The following is a 14,598-nucleotide window of genomic DNA, read 5'->3' as shown; positions in this document are numbered from 1 at the left end:
AGATTGAATATACTATTAATTCAGGAAACGTGCCGAATTATTGAGCAAAAAGGGTGCAGAAGCTCTAAGGTAAGTCTTGAGGGAACAAGGAGCCACCAAGTCAGTAGCAAAGTCTTTCCTGGCTTCATCGACCACCAGGTGTGTGTGAGTTTTGTGTTGTACCTGAGAAACTTAAGTTGTGACCAGTGATCAAGGGCAAATTGAATGAAATTCTGGACAAAAAGCCTGATGTCCAGGCTTGTGATCTATTTTTTACTGCTATCTATGGTCACTGTCCTTGGGGTGGCGGCGGTCGCATTTCAATGTGCTAAAACCTCCATGCAGCAACTCATCTTTGAGCAGTTGGAAGTCACGGCTACCCTGAAGGAAAGAGCTTTGAATTTATGGGTGGAAAACCAAAAAAATGCGACTTTTTCCTTAGCACAGTTACCCGATATTAAAACAGCTACCAAAATTTTAGTGACTGATGATCCGAGTTCCCAAGCATGGCAGGATTCTCATACTCAAATTCGGCAATATATGGCTTCGGTATTAGCTACCAAACCGGACTTTCAGGAAGTTCAGATTTTGAGGGCAACTGGGGGACAAATTGTTTTTTCTACTAATCCCCAATCGGAAGGTAAATATCGGGATCAGGAAAAATATTTTCAAGCGGGTATTTATAAGACTTTTGTGCAAAATCTTGATGTTTCATCTATTACAAATAAACCAACTTTAACGATCTCGACACCGATTAAGGGATCTAATCAGGATGTATTTGGGGTGTTAGTATTACACCTTAATATGAAAAGAATGGAAGAAATTATTTTTGATAAAACGGGTTTAAAAACCACGGGAGAAACCTATTTATTTGATCGATCTCAGATATTTTTTACCGCCAAACAATTTGATCGGTATGACTTTCCAGAAAAAGTCAATAGTCCAGGGATTAGAGATGCTTTATCGGGAAAAAATGGCTATAAAACTTATATCAACCATGCCGGGATTCCAGTGATTGCAGTCTATCGTTGGCTGGATAGACAGCAATTAGGATTATTAGTGGAAATGCACCAATCAGAAGCTAATCAACCGGCTAAAAGATTGGCTTGGATTATTTTATTAATGGGATTAACTTCGGCTTTTATTTTAGCAGTGGGAGTTTATATTTTAGCCCTAAAAATTACTCGCCCAATTGTCAATATTACTAAAATGGCAACTCAAGTCTCCGATGGAGATTTGACGTTAGTGGCTCCAGTGGTTACTGATGATGAAGTCGGACAATTGGCAATTTCATTTAACCAAATGACTCAACAATTACGCCTTCTATATACGGGTTTAGAAGAAAAGATTTCTCTCCTTCAGCAAAAAGAAATCGAATTAAAAAATAGTTTAAATCAGCTAAAAGCCGAAAGGAAAGTGAGTGAAGTTCAGGAAAATCAATTAACTCAAGCCTATCAAGAAATTAGTCTGCTCAATGAAAGGCTAAAAACTGAAAATTTGGATTTAATGTCAGAACTAAAGACCCAAAATCGACGACTCTATCAATTTTTAGAAGCAATTCCTTTAGGTGTTGTAGTTGTGGATGCCCTGGGAAATTTATATTATAGCAATAAAGTGGCTCAAGAGTTGTTGGGAGTTGAGGTTTTATTTTCTAATCCTCCGTTACAATTGAACGTTTATTCAAATTCATCATCAACCACAAAAACACCTTACCTTTTAGAGAATCTACCCATTTTTAGAGCCTTAAATGAGGGGTTTTGCTGCATTGATACATTAGACTTTCAATACTTAGATAAGACAATTCCGTTGCAAATGTGGGGAACCCCAATTTATGATGAATTTAGAGAAATAGCCTATGCCATTGGTGTGTTTCAAGATGTTACTGAACGCCGAAAAGCCGAGGAAGAACGTCAACAGTTTATTGAGGAAATGTTTGAGATTAATTGTAATTTAGAATTGGCTTTAGATCAAGAGGAACAATTGACAGATGCGGCAGGGCGATTTGTTCCGAATCAGTTTTTGGCTTTTTTAGGATATGAAAGTTTAGTGGATGTAAAATCTGGGGATGCGGTGCAGAAACAAATGTCGATTTTGTTCTCAGATATTCGCAGTTTTACCCAAATGTCTGAACGGATGACACCCGAAGATAACTTTAAATTTATTAATGCTTATTTGTCTCGCATGGAACCTGCTATTACTGAAAATCGAGGCTTTATTGATAAGTATATCGGCGATGCAATTATGGCTTTATTTGGAGGAAGTGCTGATGATGCGGTGAAAGCAGGAATTTCTATGTTACAAAGATTAGCAGAATATAACCTCACTCGTCAACGTCCCGATCGCCCTCCAATTAACATTGGGATCGGAATTAATACCGGGGATTTAATGTTAGGAATTGTAGGTGGACAACACAGAATGGATAGTACCGTGATTAGTGATGCGGTTAATTTAGGATCTCGCTTAGAGGAATTAAGTAAAAGGTATGGCATTCCCTTATTAATTAGTGAACATACTTTTTTATCCCTTGAAGATCCTAATATTTACTCCTTCCGAGTGATTGATAGAGTTAGGGTGAAAGGGAAATCAGAAATGGTCTCAGTTTTTGAAGTTTTTGATGCCGATCCGCCCTTGCTCTATCGAAAAAAAGTAGAAACAAAAACCTTGTTTGAGCAAGCCTTAACCCTATATCATCTGGAAGCCTTTCCCGAATCTGCTCAGTGCTTTGAAGCCTGTCTGCAAGAAAATCCCTCGGATCAAGTGGCTCAAATTTACTTACAGCGTGTGATTCAATCCTTATCAAGTAATTAAAAAGAGTCCCAATTAGATTTTTATTGCATGAGTAAATATTTTTACCCTAACATGATATAATGAGCTACTGGAGTTTTTAGAATCAGGCGATCATGGAGCAGTTAACAAAAAGTTTTTGGCTCTGATTGAGTTAAATTTTATCCTCTACTCCAGTAGCCTAAAAATACTCCAGTTTCCCATTTTTTAGTGCCTTTTCCCGATTTTTTACTGTTTCTCCCCTGAGTTATTTTTTGTAAAAAAAGCACAGTAGCCCAAATAACTTTTTATGTATCCTCACTCAAAGGATTTATGACACAAATTTTTGGTGACTTTGTTGAAGTTCCTCCAACAAGCAATGAATTTCTCGTCATTGGTTTCTCTCCGAGTTCGATTCCCCTGAAACACCGTTGGCGCAATAATGGATTATCCGCTAATTTTATGGCTGATTATGTCACGACCTTTTTTCCTAAAAGTGAAGATGATCCCACGACGGCAAATTTACAAAATGAAATCAAAAGTGCCGTGAGCTTTATCGCCAATGAATTATTAGAAAATGCGATGAAGTTTAGTGATTATAATGTCAATTATCCGATCAGCATCCAACTGTATTTAAAAACTGATCGATTAATCTTTGTTGTGGTCAATAGTATTAACCAGGAAAAATTTGAATCCTTCCAACTCTTTATTGAAAAACTGATTCATTCTGACTCTCAAGAATTTTATATTGAGCAAATAGAAAAAAGTTTGGACAGTGAGAATAGTTCTGGTTTAGGCTATTTGACCATGATCAATGATTACCTAGCCCGATTGGGCTGGAAATTTGAGGATCTTCAAACAGAACCTAAAGTTATGACTGTCACAACCATGGTTCAGCTTTTCATTTAACATTTAAAATTGATTGATCAACAGTAAAATATTAGGATTATAACAATGGTAACCAAAGCAATTAAAGCCGAAGACTATGAAGTCATGTATGAGAGTAACACAACTACAGTAACTTTATCAGGCTCCTTACGTTTAAGTGGACTAGAAGACACTAACCCTGTGATTAAATTGCTCAATGAAATTTTGGAAGAAAACCCATGCCTGATTACTGTTAATCTCCAAGAATTAGAGTTTTTAAATAGTTCTGGTATTAATATGCTATCTAAATTTGTAATTAAAGTTCGCCAGAAAAAAGAGACTAGCTTAACAGTTTTAGCCTCTACAAAAATTCCCTGGCAAGGAAAATCTCTGAGGAATTTACAAAAACTTATGCCCTCTTTAGAGCTAAAGATTGAATAGTAAACTTTATCCCTATTTAGGATGGAATTTTAAATCTAAACTGGATATTTATAGAATATATAAACAGTACAAAGATGCAGAATCCTCTCCCAAAATCGAATACCGAACTATTATTGGAAACCGAAAAACTTTGCCGAAAACTAGAACAGTTAAAACGGGAAAAGTTTGATTTAGAAATTTTGCTGGAAACAACAATATTTCATGCAGATTTAGTTGAAGATCAATTACACGAATCCAATCTACAACTTCAATTAGAAATCCGAGAGCGAAAAGTGGCTGAAGCTAAATTAAAAGCATCAGAAATTCAACTGAAAGCCTTACTAAAAACCGTCACTCAAGCTAATTATGATCTGAAAATAATCCTAGAAACTACAACAGTTCATGGAGATTTTATCGAGGAGTATACCCACAACCTGAGTATTCGAGACCCTTTGACGGGTTTGTTTAATCGGCGTTATCAAGAAAAATCCTTAGAACGTCACCTGAAACACGCAAAGAAACATCAGCAAAATCTAAGTATTATTATGGGTGATATTGATCATTTTAAAAATTTTAATGACCAATGGGGACATCAGGCTGGAGATGTGGTTTTAGTAGAAATTAGTAAATTTTTAATTTACAATATTCGTCAATCGGATATTGCTTGTCGTTATGGGGGTGAGGAGCTAATCTTGATTTTACCTAGGACTTCATTGGAAGAAGCTAAAAATTTAGCAGAACAACTGCGCTTAGGAATTGAAAAATTAAGCCTAGACAAACCGCATCAATTTTTACAAAAAGTGACGATTTCTTTAGGGGTTGCCAGTTTTCCTGAACATGGATTATCGAGTCTTGGAATTACTCAATCGGCTGATCTAGCTTTATATCAAGCTAAGGCTAATGGACGAAACTGTGTCGTTACAGCCCATGAACTTTTGCGTTAGGAGATTGTTTTTTTTTTCAACATTATCAATTAATTTTTGAGTTACTATTAAATCAATAGCATTCTGAATCTGATCTCATCCTTTAAGGTAAATATAAGTTAATGGAAAATGAGCATCTTTCTCAAAAGCAACTGTTAGACTATATCAGCCAACTTCGCCAGGATATTGACATTCTTAAACAGGAAAAAGCTGATCTGGAAATCCTATTAGAAATTATCATTGATCATGGAGATTTAGTTGAAGCTCAGTTACATGAATCCCATGAAAAACTCAAAGCTGAAATCCAACAACGCTATTTAACCCAACTTAAATTCCAAGCCTCTCAAGAACATTTACAATCCTTAGTCGCTTTATTAACTCAGGAAAAAAATGACTTAGAGTTAATCCTAGAAACAACCATCGAACATAGTAATATTGTCGAGGAATCCCTACATTATGACAGTATTCATGATCCCCTCACAGGATTATTTAATCGGAGATATGGTTCTTCAGTATCTAGTATGCTAAAGATTTAGTTAAAATGCCAATTCAGTAAACATCTTGATTGAAAGTTTTTAAAATTTCTGAATCCATAAGCCGAACGTTTAATCAGTTTCAGCTTGTTATTAATTCCCTCAACTACCCCACTGGTTGTTCTATGATCAAAGTAGGCAATAATTTCATCTAGCCATCGAATCATTGTCTTTTGACTTTTCGGGAAATACTTTCTAGCTTCATCTAACCACATCCCCAATTGCCATAATCCCCCTAACCAATCATTTTTTTCCTCAAAAATTTGACGGATTTTTTCTTTGAATTCGTGCATACTTTTTAGGGTAGGAGAAACCTCTTTCACTTCGGCTAGTTTCTGGCTTTGTTGTTCATTCAAATCTTTTTCATTCTTCAAGAGAGCGTATTTACTCTTCTTCAATCCTGCTAAAATTTTTTCGGAATTGGCTTTTTCTGATTCGGACTTTGCTGTTTTTAGTAAATTTTCTTCCTTCAGCCTTTCTTGTTTTCTTTGCCCATCTAACTCCTGATTGATTTGTACCATTACATGAAATCTATCCGCTACCACTTGAGCATTTGGCATGATTTCTAAGACTAAGCTTTTGTATCCTTTCCACAGATCTATACTGACTTCTTCTATCTTTTCTAACACTTCTCTTCCCCACCCCATCAACACTTTTTTGATTTCTTCTTGTGTTCTTTTTTCGAGGATAGCAATTAATTCCGCTTTCTCTAAATCTATTAAAACTGCACAATAATTTCCTTTTCCTTTAATCAATGCTATTTCATCAATTCCTAGCCTTTTTAAATGGCTGGGTTTAAACTCTGCTAATTCTGATGATGCGTCTTTTAACATCCTTTCTATTTCTTCTGTTGTGACCAGCCCTTTTTGGGCGACACTGTTTATATCCTTTTCTAAAACTTCTTGTAGGATTCTATCAGCCAATCTTTTTGTATAAGTCCTTCTTTTTCCGACAAAATCTAAATCCTCACTAAACGGCTTTTTACATTTCTTACATTTGAACTGTCGTCTATTTATTTCCAAAAATACTGGAGATTCTCCCCAAGGTAAATCTTTAATTAGATATCGATGATTTTGATGTAATCTATGGCTTTTTTCCCCACAACGAGGACAGATACTTTCCTGATGGATTGTCTCTATCTCTAAAATTATTCCAATCCCTTTATGCTGATGGCGTGCTCCCACTTTTACTCCTTCTAGCCCCAGAAGTTCTGTGAGCATTTTAATTTCCCTGTTTGAAGCCATTGTTACCCATTTACTCTAAATTTACTCTTTTTCTGATTTCACTTAACAGTACATATCGCTCAACTCTCAACTGGAAAAAGATTTTCAGCTATTGTTGGATATATTTTTCTTCTTTCTTGATCTTATTAACTATAATTTTAGCATACTAGATACTGAAGAACCGGAGATATTTAGATCTCGTATTACCCCAGGTCTTTAACTCAGCCCAAAAAACACAAGAGTGTTTAAGCATTTTAATTGCAGATATTGATTATTTCAAGCAATTTAACGACAATTTCGGTCATAAAGCTGGAGATATTGTTTTAAAATTAGTCTCTCAAGCGGTACAAAGTGTGATGCGAACTTCCGATCTAGCTTATCGTTATGGGGGGGAAGAATTAGTATTTATTTTACCCAATACAAATATTGAAGTTGCTGAAATTATTGCGGAGGAAATCCGTCAAAAGATTAAAAACTTACAGTATGAGTATTCCTATAATTTCTTAACAGGAGTGACTATATCAATTGGGGTCGCGGGGTTTCCTGAACATACTCAATCCTGTGATGATTTATTACAATTTGCAGACCGGGCATTATATCAAGCTAAAGCCCAGGGACGCGATCAGGTTGTTGTTATTGATCCTAATGCTATTCACCTATTTTAAATTGATATTTCCACTCTAATAAAATCCCGCGACACTGAAAACAAACCAAATCCTGGAGTAAATCTTCAATGCCTAAAATATTCGTAGGATAGGTCGCGCCCAAATAGTTCTGATCTACTAAAATATTGGGCAACAGTTCCGCTACAAACCCATACAATTTTTGATTAGAAAATGAACTATTAATCAGCCAACCCTCATGATTTAGAGGAGTAATTTTATCAAGATCACAGGGTTTAATTCCCAACTCCTTTTGCAGAATAATTGGAACCGTTTCTAAAGGAGTTTTTTCTGGGGAAACCCTTCCCCCTGGGAAATCCAAGGTGGTTTTTCCTACCCCTGGACGATACATCGGTCTAGGGAACAGGAAATGCTGATTTTGAATTGTTAAAATTACAACAGAATCGGCTTTTTCAACCCGCCAATAGTCTAAAATTTCGCCTTGATGATTTTCTAATTGTTCTGCAATAATCGTAACCCAAGGAGACGGTATTTCTAGTAACTTTTGAACCACTCGCCAAGGATTAGAGGGGTAATCATTTTTGCTCATTTCATCTTTTTATGTTATACTAAAGCCAAGGATTTAAGTATTAAATCCTTGGCTTGAATTTAATCTTAACTTACCGATCCTTTTCTTGCTAACTTTGACATCAAAACCATGAAATTCAATGCTCGTTTTTTATTACCCATCCTCGGGCTTCCTATTACCTTGATTTTGGGAGCTTGTACAATGGTTAAATCCGATTCTAAATCCATGGTTTCTGAATCAGCAACTCCCGTTAGTTCGGAAACAGTTCTGACCCAAAATAACGGGATGATGCCAGGAAATCATAGCATGATGATGGATTTAGGGCCGGCTGATGCCGAGTATGATTTACGCTTTATTGATGGGATGATTCCCCATCATCAAGGCGCGATTAAAATGGCTGAACAGGTACTGCAAAAATCTAATAATCCTGAACTTAAAAAATTAGCAGAAGAAATTATTAAAGCCCAGAAAAAAGAAATTGCTCAGATGCAGGAATGGCGGAAAACATGGTATCCCCAAGCGAAGGGTGCTGTCATGTATCATGCGGCTATGGGTCACAGTATGTCCATGTCTGCTGAACAGATGGAATCAATGATGATGATGGCTGATTTAGGTGCTGCTGATGCAGGTTTTGATCAACGATTTGTTCAGGCGATGATTCCTCACCATGAAGGGGCATTAACTATGGCAAAAGATGCTCAATTGAAGTCAAAACGACCTGAAATTCAGCAACTTTCCCAAGCTATTTTAACTTCCCAAGCAGCAGAAATTAAGCTGATGAAACAATGGTTAAAACCAGGATCTAATTAATCATAAATTTTCCCTTAACCGTCATCCTTTAAATCTTGGGGATTTAGGGATGATGGCAATTAAAGATTTGGTAAATTGAGGTATAATATCTAATATCTATATTGACCTTAGAGACTTTAAAATTAATAACCAATCAATTACCCATCAACCATTATGAGCAAGGATAAAACCTCACAACCGATCTTGAATACAGAATCGACAACTCGGACACCGCCTTGGGGTCAGGTTAGCTTACTCGAGGAAGGTGAGCGCTATCGGATTAATCGAATTGTGGTAAATCCGGGTTATCATATCAGTACCCAAATGCACTATCATCGCAGTGAACACTGGATTGTTGTGGCAGGAACCGCTAAAGTGATCTGTGGCGGAGAGGAAATTTTACTACTTCCCAAACAGTCCACCTATGTTCCCATGAATACCCCCCACCGCCTAGAAAATCCTGGGGTAATTCCGTTAGTCATGATTGAAGTCCAAAATGGCGAATATTTAGGGGATGATGATATTACTCGTTTTCCCGAAGAAGATGTCAAAAGCCAGACTAAAAAATAACTCGACAGAAGGCACAAAATGAGAGACAATTGCCCTGAGTCAATCGATCTTCGCCTTTACTAAAATACTCATGGATTTAAAGTCTCTCATTCGCAATATTCCCGATTTTCCTAAGCCTGGAATTTTATTTCGAGATATTACTACCCTGTTACAAGACCCCCAGGGACTTCGATATACCATTGATTGTTTAACAGAAAAATGTCGTCCTTTGTCTCCTGACTATATTCTCGGGATGGAGTCCAGGGGGTTTTTATTTGGAATGCCCTTAGCTTATCAATTAGAAGTAGGTTTTATTCCGATTCGTAAGCCCAAAAAATTACCCGCAGCCGTCTATCGGGCAGAATATGAATTAGAATATGGGACAGATTGTTTAGAGATGCACCAAGATGCCATTTCATCGGGGCATAAAGTCTTAATTGTTGATGATTTAATTGCCACTGGAGGCACAGCCAAAGCCACGGCAGAATTAGTTCAACAAGCCGGGGCTACGGTGGCAGGATTTTGTTTTGTGGTTGAACTTAACGGTTTAAAAGGACGGGAACAATTGCCCGATGTTCCGGTAATTAGTTTGTTACAATATGATTAATAGTTTTAGAGTTTTTCCGGGAGAAATTTGTTAGTTATCAAGGGGTAAAATTAAGATTATGAGTGAAACATTAGTCTATATTGGTAAGCGCTTATTACAGGCACTTTTAACTCTACTTTTAGCATCGGCTTTATGTTTTACCATTACTCAACTTGCCCCCGGAGACTATTTAGATAACCTCTCCAATAATCCTCAAATTTCCCCCGAAACCTTGGAACAATTGCGACAGCAATTTCACCTAGATCAATCTCCCCTAGAACAATATTGGTATTGGTTAACCCAAATTATCACTAGGGGAAATTTTGGCTTTAGTTTTGCCAATCAACGTTCTGTGACTTCCCTACTGATAGAACGAGTTCCTGCTACCTTATTATTAGCGTTTTCATCGTTAATTTTAACCTGGGTCATCGGGATTCCATTAGGGATAATTGGGGCGGTGAATCAGAATCGTTTTACTGACCGATTTTTGCAAGTGATTAGTTACACCGGACAGGGTTTTCCCAGTTTTATCACGGCTTTATTATTATTATTTTTCGCTCAAAAAACCTCCCCTTTATTTCCCGTTGGCGGCATGACCAGTATTAATTTTCCCGATTTATCACCCCTGGGAAAAATAGCCGATATTGCTTGGCATAGTATTTTACCGACCTTAGCATTAAGTATTACCAGTTTTGCCGGGTTACAACGATTAATGCGGGGGCAACTTTTAGATGTTTTACGTCAGGATTATATTCAAACAGCGAGGGCGAAAGGACTGCCAGAAAATCGGGTGATTTATATTCACGCCCTGCGGAATGCGATTAACCCTTTAATTACATTATTGGGCTTTGAATTTGCCAGTTTATTAGGGGGAGCTTTTATTGCCGAAACCTTTTTTAACTGGCCGGGATTGGGTAAATTAATTTTACAAGCGGTACAACAACAGGATTTATATTTAGTTATGGCGAGTTTAATGATGGGGGCGGTGATGTTAATTATTGGTAATTTATTAGCGGATTTACTCTTAAAAGCCGTTGACCCCCGAATTAAATTAGAAGATTTACGATGAAATTTTAGAGTTAAAATAGAGGTAATAGAATCAAAATAAATTGGGGTAAGCCTAATTTGCAATTTTAAGGAGACGGTTTAAATGCTCTCTGAAGTTTATTATATTCTGCGCTCGAAAGCTGATGGACGGTATGTGACTGCCCATCCTGACCCCGATAGTCCATCGACTTATTTGTTATTATTTTCAGAAAATTTTGATGCTTTGAGTTATTTAAACAAACACGCTACGGATGTTAAAGATCGGTTTGCGGTAGAATCGGTTACGGGTTATCAAATTAAACCGATTTTACAGCGCTGGGGATTTACGGGTATTGCGATGGTTAAAGATCCCCTTTTACCGCAGATTGAATTTATCCAAATTAAATAAAATTAAGCGGGTAACAAAACAAAGTAAACTGATAGCGATCGCTATTTTCTCTTTGGTCAATTAGAACCGCTTCAAAATATTTGCTAGGGTTTTTATCCCTAGAAAACCTCTATCTGTACCAGCGACTCAGGACGCTTGCACTACTTTTTGAGCAATTTTCTATATTAGTTTCTAAATTAATCTAGTCTAAATGACGGGCTCCTTTACCTCGATTGCAGTCAATACAAAGCGTCTGCAAGTTATTCATCTCATGGCTTCCTCCTTGTGAAAAAGGCTTAATATGATCAACTTCTAGCTGTATTTGTGTAGAGCTTCGACCACAAAAACGACATTTATAATTGTCTCTAGTTAAAACAGAAACTCTGATTGAAGCCGGAATATAACGAGAGCGTTTGTTCTTTTTAGATTTCTGATGTAGGTTCAATTCTTACCATCCAAGGAACTTTTGCAAATACATCATTCCATCCTGTAATGGGTACAATAACCTTTAACCTAAGAACACCAATGTCGTCATTGCTGACAATTACACAAGGGCGAGTTTTACCGATTTCTAGGTTTGATCCGGTTCTGACCATTGAATTAAAATACTATATTGGGAGCGCATTTTTTATCCTCCTATTGTAAATTTTCCAAGGATTTCAAGGCTTTTTTAACATCTTTAGTAGAACTTAGGGGTTTTAAACCCATTTTTTCGATAAGATAGAGAAAGCATTACATGACACCATGGCGAGTTTAAGCAATTCGTTGTGCCGCACCATCGAAACTGGTGAAACTACCCCAAGATTAAGATTAATTTGATGGCAACTCTGAATCACTCAACCGTTCGTAGGCTCAAAAATTTGCCCCAAATTCCCAGTGTGTGGGAAGGAGATCGGCGTCCAATGGCGACCGATGCCAGTCCTAGTATCGATACAGACTCCGAAACTGCGGGCGAATGTATTATTTGGGTAGATGGTTCCCAGGGGATGGTGCGAGCAATGGATATGGTTGCACCGGATATGGGGCCAGAGGCAATTGTCCGCACCCTACTCAGGGCGATCGAACATCCCCAAAGTCCCGCGCCTGTAGCCCGTCCCCAAAAAATAGTGGTCAAAGATCGGGAAATTCAATTTTTTCTGCGAGGGGTTCTGCAAAATTTAGATATTGTCATTGAATATGTCCCGGATTTACCTCTGATTGATGAAATTTTTCGGGGGTTGCAGGAAGTAGCCCAGAGTCGGCCGCCCCAACTCCCCCCCCAATATGCGAAAGTGGTGACGGAAAAAGCCTATCAAATTTGGCAAGATGCTCCTTGGGAACATTTAGGGGATCATCAGATTATTTCGATTGAATTAAACTTATTTGGCATTAATACCTTATATGTTTCCACTTTGGGGAAATTGGGGATGGATTATGGGGTATTGTTATATCGTTCTTTGGATTCGTTAAAGCGGTTTCGAGAAAGAATTGTTCGCAATAAATCCTATGAAAATTTAGAGGAAGCCTTTTTAACTCAGGACTGTTTATTTGTTACTTTTGATCGCACCGATGGTTTTGATGAGGATGAGGACGAGGATGATGATGATTTTGTCACGATCACTAATTTATCCCCCTCGGAAATTGAACCCAATTTTGGCAATCTTCATCCCTTAGAAGGATTACGTTCAATTTTGTATGATGAAGAAGCGGCGATTGTTTTAATCGCTTTAGAGGCCTTACATAGATTTTTACGCGATCATCGTCAAAAATTAGCCCGATATGAATTTCCCAGTCTAAACCGTCGGTATCGAATTCCGGTCGATTTGCCCGATGGGGAAAAAAAACAGGTCTCGGTGAAGGTGGAAACTTTACCCGATATTGCCTCGGAGTTGGCGTCAATGGTGGCGGATGATGATGATGATGATGACGAGGATATGGACGTCGATGCTCCACGGTTACGCGACGATTTAGTCCCGCCTAAATCTTTCTTGAGTTTGGGAGTTGTCCCTTGGGAAACGGCCAAATATTTGCGAAGTAATACCCAATTTCACCAAGCCGCAGAAACAGAAATTCCCGAACTCGGAGAGGGTTTACCAGTGGTTGTAATTCAAACGACTAAACCGAAAGCTGAGATATTAATTCGCAGTTTACAGGATGCTGGAGGACTGCAAGGAATTGGTTTTAATCCAGGTGAAGATCCGATGGCGGGTTCTAATTATGACTTGGGAATTTTGAAGACAGAAGATGGAGATTTACATTTATTTGGAGAGTTTATTGAAGATGATCCGGTGCATCAAGAAGCGCGAAAAAAATGGGAACAACGCTGTAAAAAAACTAAGGGTTGGTGTGGTTTAATTATTGCCATGGGATTAACGGGTGCTTCCCGAGGTAAACCCCAATTTAAGGATATGATGGCTTTATTAGAAGTTCATTTTATTCCTTCTGAAGATTTAGATTTAGGGCGATTACAGTTAATTCCATCGGAATTTTAAAAGATTTCCCCTCAACTAAAAAAAGGGGGGAATCATTCCATAGTTCAGGGTATAGCTTTTATCTCAAACTCTATAGCAATCCTATTTGAGTTGTGTTAAAATTCCTGATCAAAAGGGAACAGGGAACGCCGGATCTGGGAACAGGGGTAATAATTCTGACTGTTTCATATCAGTATTGAAATGTTACAACCTATTTGGGATTGCTATATTGTATTAACTTTGAAATTCTGATAACAACCAAGCACTAACTTTCCCATGATTGGTTTGACGACTACGACGAAATGCTTCCTCTAATATCCCCATTTGTAACCCCGGTAAAACGTGAGATTCTTTAATTCTATAACTCCCTAGATTTTCAACTTTAAACGCAATTACCTTAACCGCTTGAACATCAATAATCCAATATTCCTGTACCCCTAAAGATTCATAAAGTAGTCGTTTTTCCCCTTGATCATCTGCTAAAGAAGAATAGGCAACTTCGATGACTAAATCAGGCGCGGGAAACTGATCTAAATCAATAATTGTGGTTTCCCAAGGAATGATTTCTGCATTGTCAGCAATATAAAAAGAAGCATCGGGTTGGGCTTCGTCAAACCCGGTTTTACGGTAGGTGCAGTTGTCATGAGCATCTAAATCAATATTCCGCAATGCTGCAAATAGATACAGCACGGCAATAACGGTGGCATGATCACGAGAATGGGGATTTCCTAGGGGTGACATTTCTAACCTCATGCGTCCATTAAAATAATAACCTCTGGCATTAGAATAGATGGGATTATCTAATGCTGCTAAGTATTCATCCCAAGTTACTGTTACCCAGGTATCGGTCGGGAGTAGAGTTTGAATAGGACTCATAACGGTATCATTGATGAGCGATCGCTTTTATTTTA

17 protein-coding genes are annotated in these 14,598 nt (G+C 37.7%); 12 read left to right on the top strand and 5 right to left on the bottom strand.

From position 1 onward, the window contains the following. The first annotated feature begins 264 nt into the window (after window positions 1-264). From PL11201_RS14895 to PL11201_RS14875, 5 genes are all read left to right on the top strand, one after another. Window positions 265-2,787 carry an adenylate/guanylate cyclase domain-containing protein gene (locus tag PL11201_RS14895; RefSeq protein ID WP_234996707.1) on the top strand — a complete coding sequence of 841 codons (2,523 nt, stop codon included), beginning with the start codon at window positions 265-267 and terminating at the stop codon, window positions 2,785-2,787. Window positions 2,788-3,075: 288 nt separating this feature from the next. Further along, complete coding sequence (locus PL11201_RS14890; protein ID WP_079679733.1) at window positions 3,076-3,651, top strand: slr1658 family protein; 576 nt, start codon at window positions 3,076-3,078, stop codon at window positions 3,649-3,651. Between the two features lie 45 nt (window positions 3,652-3,696). Then, window positions 3,697-4,050, top strand: a complete 354-nt coding sequence (locus PL11201_RS14885; RefSeq protein ID WP_079679732.1) for a slr1659 superfamily regulator — start codon at window positions 3,697-3,699, stop codon at window positions 4,048-4,050. A 74-nt stretch (window positions 4,051-4,124) separates the two neighbouring features. Continuing rightward, on the top strand, window positions 4,125-4,973 hold the full coding sequence (locus PL11201_RS14880) for a diguanylate cyclase (protein ID WP_079679731.1): 849 nt from the start codon (window positions 4,125-4,127) through the stop codon (window positions 4,971-4,973). Between the two features lie 101 nt (window positions 4,974-5,074). Beyond that, window positions 5,075-5,488: a hypothetical protein gene (locus PL11201_RS14875; RefSeq protein WP_079679730.1), complete on the top strand. Its 414-nt coding sequence runs from the start codon at window positions 5,075-5,077 to the stop codon at window positions 5,486-5,488. Here the strand turns inward: PL11201_RS14875 and PL11201_RS14870 are convergent. Next, window positions 5,485-6,705, bottom strand: coding sequence for an ISL3 family transposase (locus PL11201_RS14870; RefSeq protein WP_144017774.1), 1,221 nt, complete (start codon window positions 6,703-6,705; stop codon window positions 5,485-5,487). The genes PL11201_RS14875 and PL11201_RS14870 overlap by 4 nt on opposite strands. Window positions 6,706-6,878: 173 nt before the next feature. Here PL11201_RS14870 and PL11201_RS14865 point away from each other — a divergent pair, with 173 nt between their 5' ends. Further along, window positions 6,879-7,373, top strand: coding sequence for a diguanylate cyclase (locus PL11201_RS14865; protein WP_079679728.1), 495 nt, complete (start codon window positions 6,879-6,881; stop codon window positions 7,371-7,373). On the opposite strand, the gene PL11201_RS14860 is transcribed toward PL11201_RS14865, so the two are convergent. Beyond that, window positions 7,357-7,920 carry an NUDIX hydrolase gene (locus PL11201_RS14860; protein WP_079679727.1) on the bottom strand — a complete coding sequence of 188 codons (564 nt, stop codon included), beginning with the start codon at window positions 7,918-7,920 and terminating at the stop codon, window positions 7,357-7,359. The genes PL11201_RS14865 and PL11201_RS14860 overlap by 17 nt on opposite strands. 108 nt (window positions 7,921-8,028) lie before the next feature. Between PL11201_RS14860 and PL11201_RS14855 the strand changes: the two genes are divergently transcribed. From PL11201_RS14855 to PL11201_RS14835, 5 genes are all read left to right on the top strand, one after another. Beyond that, a complete protein-coding gene (locus PL11201_RS14855) occupies window positions 8,029-8,709 on the top strand; it encodes a DUF305 domain-containing protein (RefSeq protein WP_079679726.1) in 681 nt (226 codons plus the stop codon). 153 nt (window positions 8,710-8,862) lie between these two features. After that, a complete protein-coding gene (locus PL11201_RS14850) occupies window positions 8,863-9,258 on the top strand; it encodes a phosphomannose isomerase type II C-terminal cupin domain (RefSeq protein ID WP_079679725.1) in 396 nt (131 codons plus the stop codon). A gap of 70 nt (window positions 9,259-9,328) precedes the next feature. After that, window positions 9,329-9,844: an adenine phosphoribosyltransferase gene (locus tag PL11201_RS14845; RefSeq protein WP_079679724.1), complete on the top strand. Its 516-nt coding sequence runs from the start codon at window positions 9,329-9,331 to the stop codon at window positions 9,842-9,844. Window positions 9,845-9,902: 58 nt separating this feature from the next. Beyond that, window positions 9,903-10,892 (top strand): ABC transporter permease, encoded by a 990-nt coding sequence (locus tag PL11201_RS14840; protein WP_079679723.1) that lies wholly within the window; start codon window positions 9,903-9,905, stop codon window positions 10,890-10,892. 81 nt (window positions 10,893-10,973) lie between these two features. Then, window positions 10,974-11,258 (top strand): hypothetical protein, encoded by a 285-nt coding sequence (locus PL11201_RS14835; protein ID WP_079679722.1) that lies wholly within the window; start codon window positions 10,974-10,976, stop codon window positions 11,256-11,258. Window positions 11,259-11,439: 181 nt separating this feature from the next. On the opposite strand, the gene PL11201_RS14830 is transcribed toward PL11201_RS14835, so the two are convergent. Together PL11201_RS14830 and PL11201_RS14825 are read right to left on the bottom strand one after the other, a co-directional pair. Continuing rightward, the gene (locus PL11201_RS14830) at window positions 11,440-11,682 is read right to left on the bottom strand and encodes an HNH endonuclease (protein WP_234996706.1); all 243 of its coding nucleotides are present in this window, start codon (window positions 11,680-11,682) and stop codon (window positions 11,440-11,442) included. Next, window positions 11,660-11,833 (bottom strand): type II toxin-antitoxin system PemK/MazF family toxin, encoded by a 174-nt coding sequence (locus PL11201_RS14825; protein ID WP_079679721.1) that lies wholly within the window; start codon window positions 11,831-11,833, stop codon window positions 11,660-11,662. Before PL11201_RS14825 ends, PL11201_RS14830 begins: the two co-directional genes overlap by 23 nt. 222 nt (window positions 11,834-12,055) lie before the next feature. Here PL11201_RS14825 and PL11201_RS14820 point away from each other — a divergent pair, with 222 nt between their 5' ends. After that, on the top strand, window positions 12,056-13,708 hold the full coding sequence (locus tag PL11201_RS14820) for a DUF6930 domain-containing protein (protein WP_079679720.1): 1,653 nt from the start codon (window positions 12,056-12,058) through the stop codon (window positions 13,706-13,708). Between the two features lie 213 nt (window positions 13,709-13,921). Here PL11201_RS14820 and PL11201_RS14815 read toward each other — a convergent pair whose 3' ends face one another. Further along, window positions 13,922-14,563 carry a Uma2 family endonuclease gene (locus PL11201_RS14815; RefSeq protein WP_079679719.1) on the bottom strand — a complete coding sequence of 214 codons (642 nt, stop codon included), beginning with the start codon at window positions 14,561-14,563 and terminating at the stop codon, window positions 13,922-13,924. Window positions 14,564-14,598: the final 35 nt, after the last annotated feature.

This window comes from Planktothrix sp. PCC 11201, from assembly GCF_900009135.1.
In the GTDB taxonomy this organism is placed as follows: domain Bacteria; phylum Cyanobacteriota; class Cyanobacteriia; order Cyanobacteriales; family Microcoleaceae; genus Planktothrix.
Note: the sequence above shows the minus strand (reverse complement) of the source record. Positions and strands in the feature narration are given on the sequence as shown.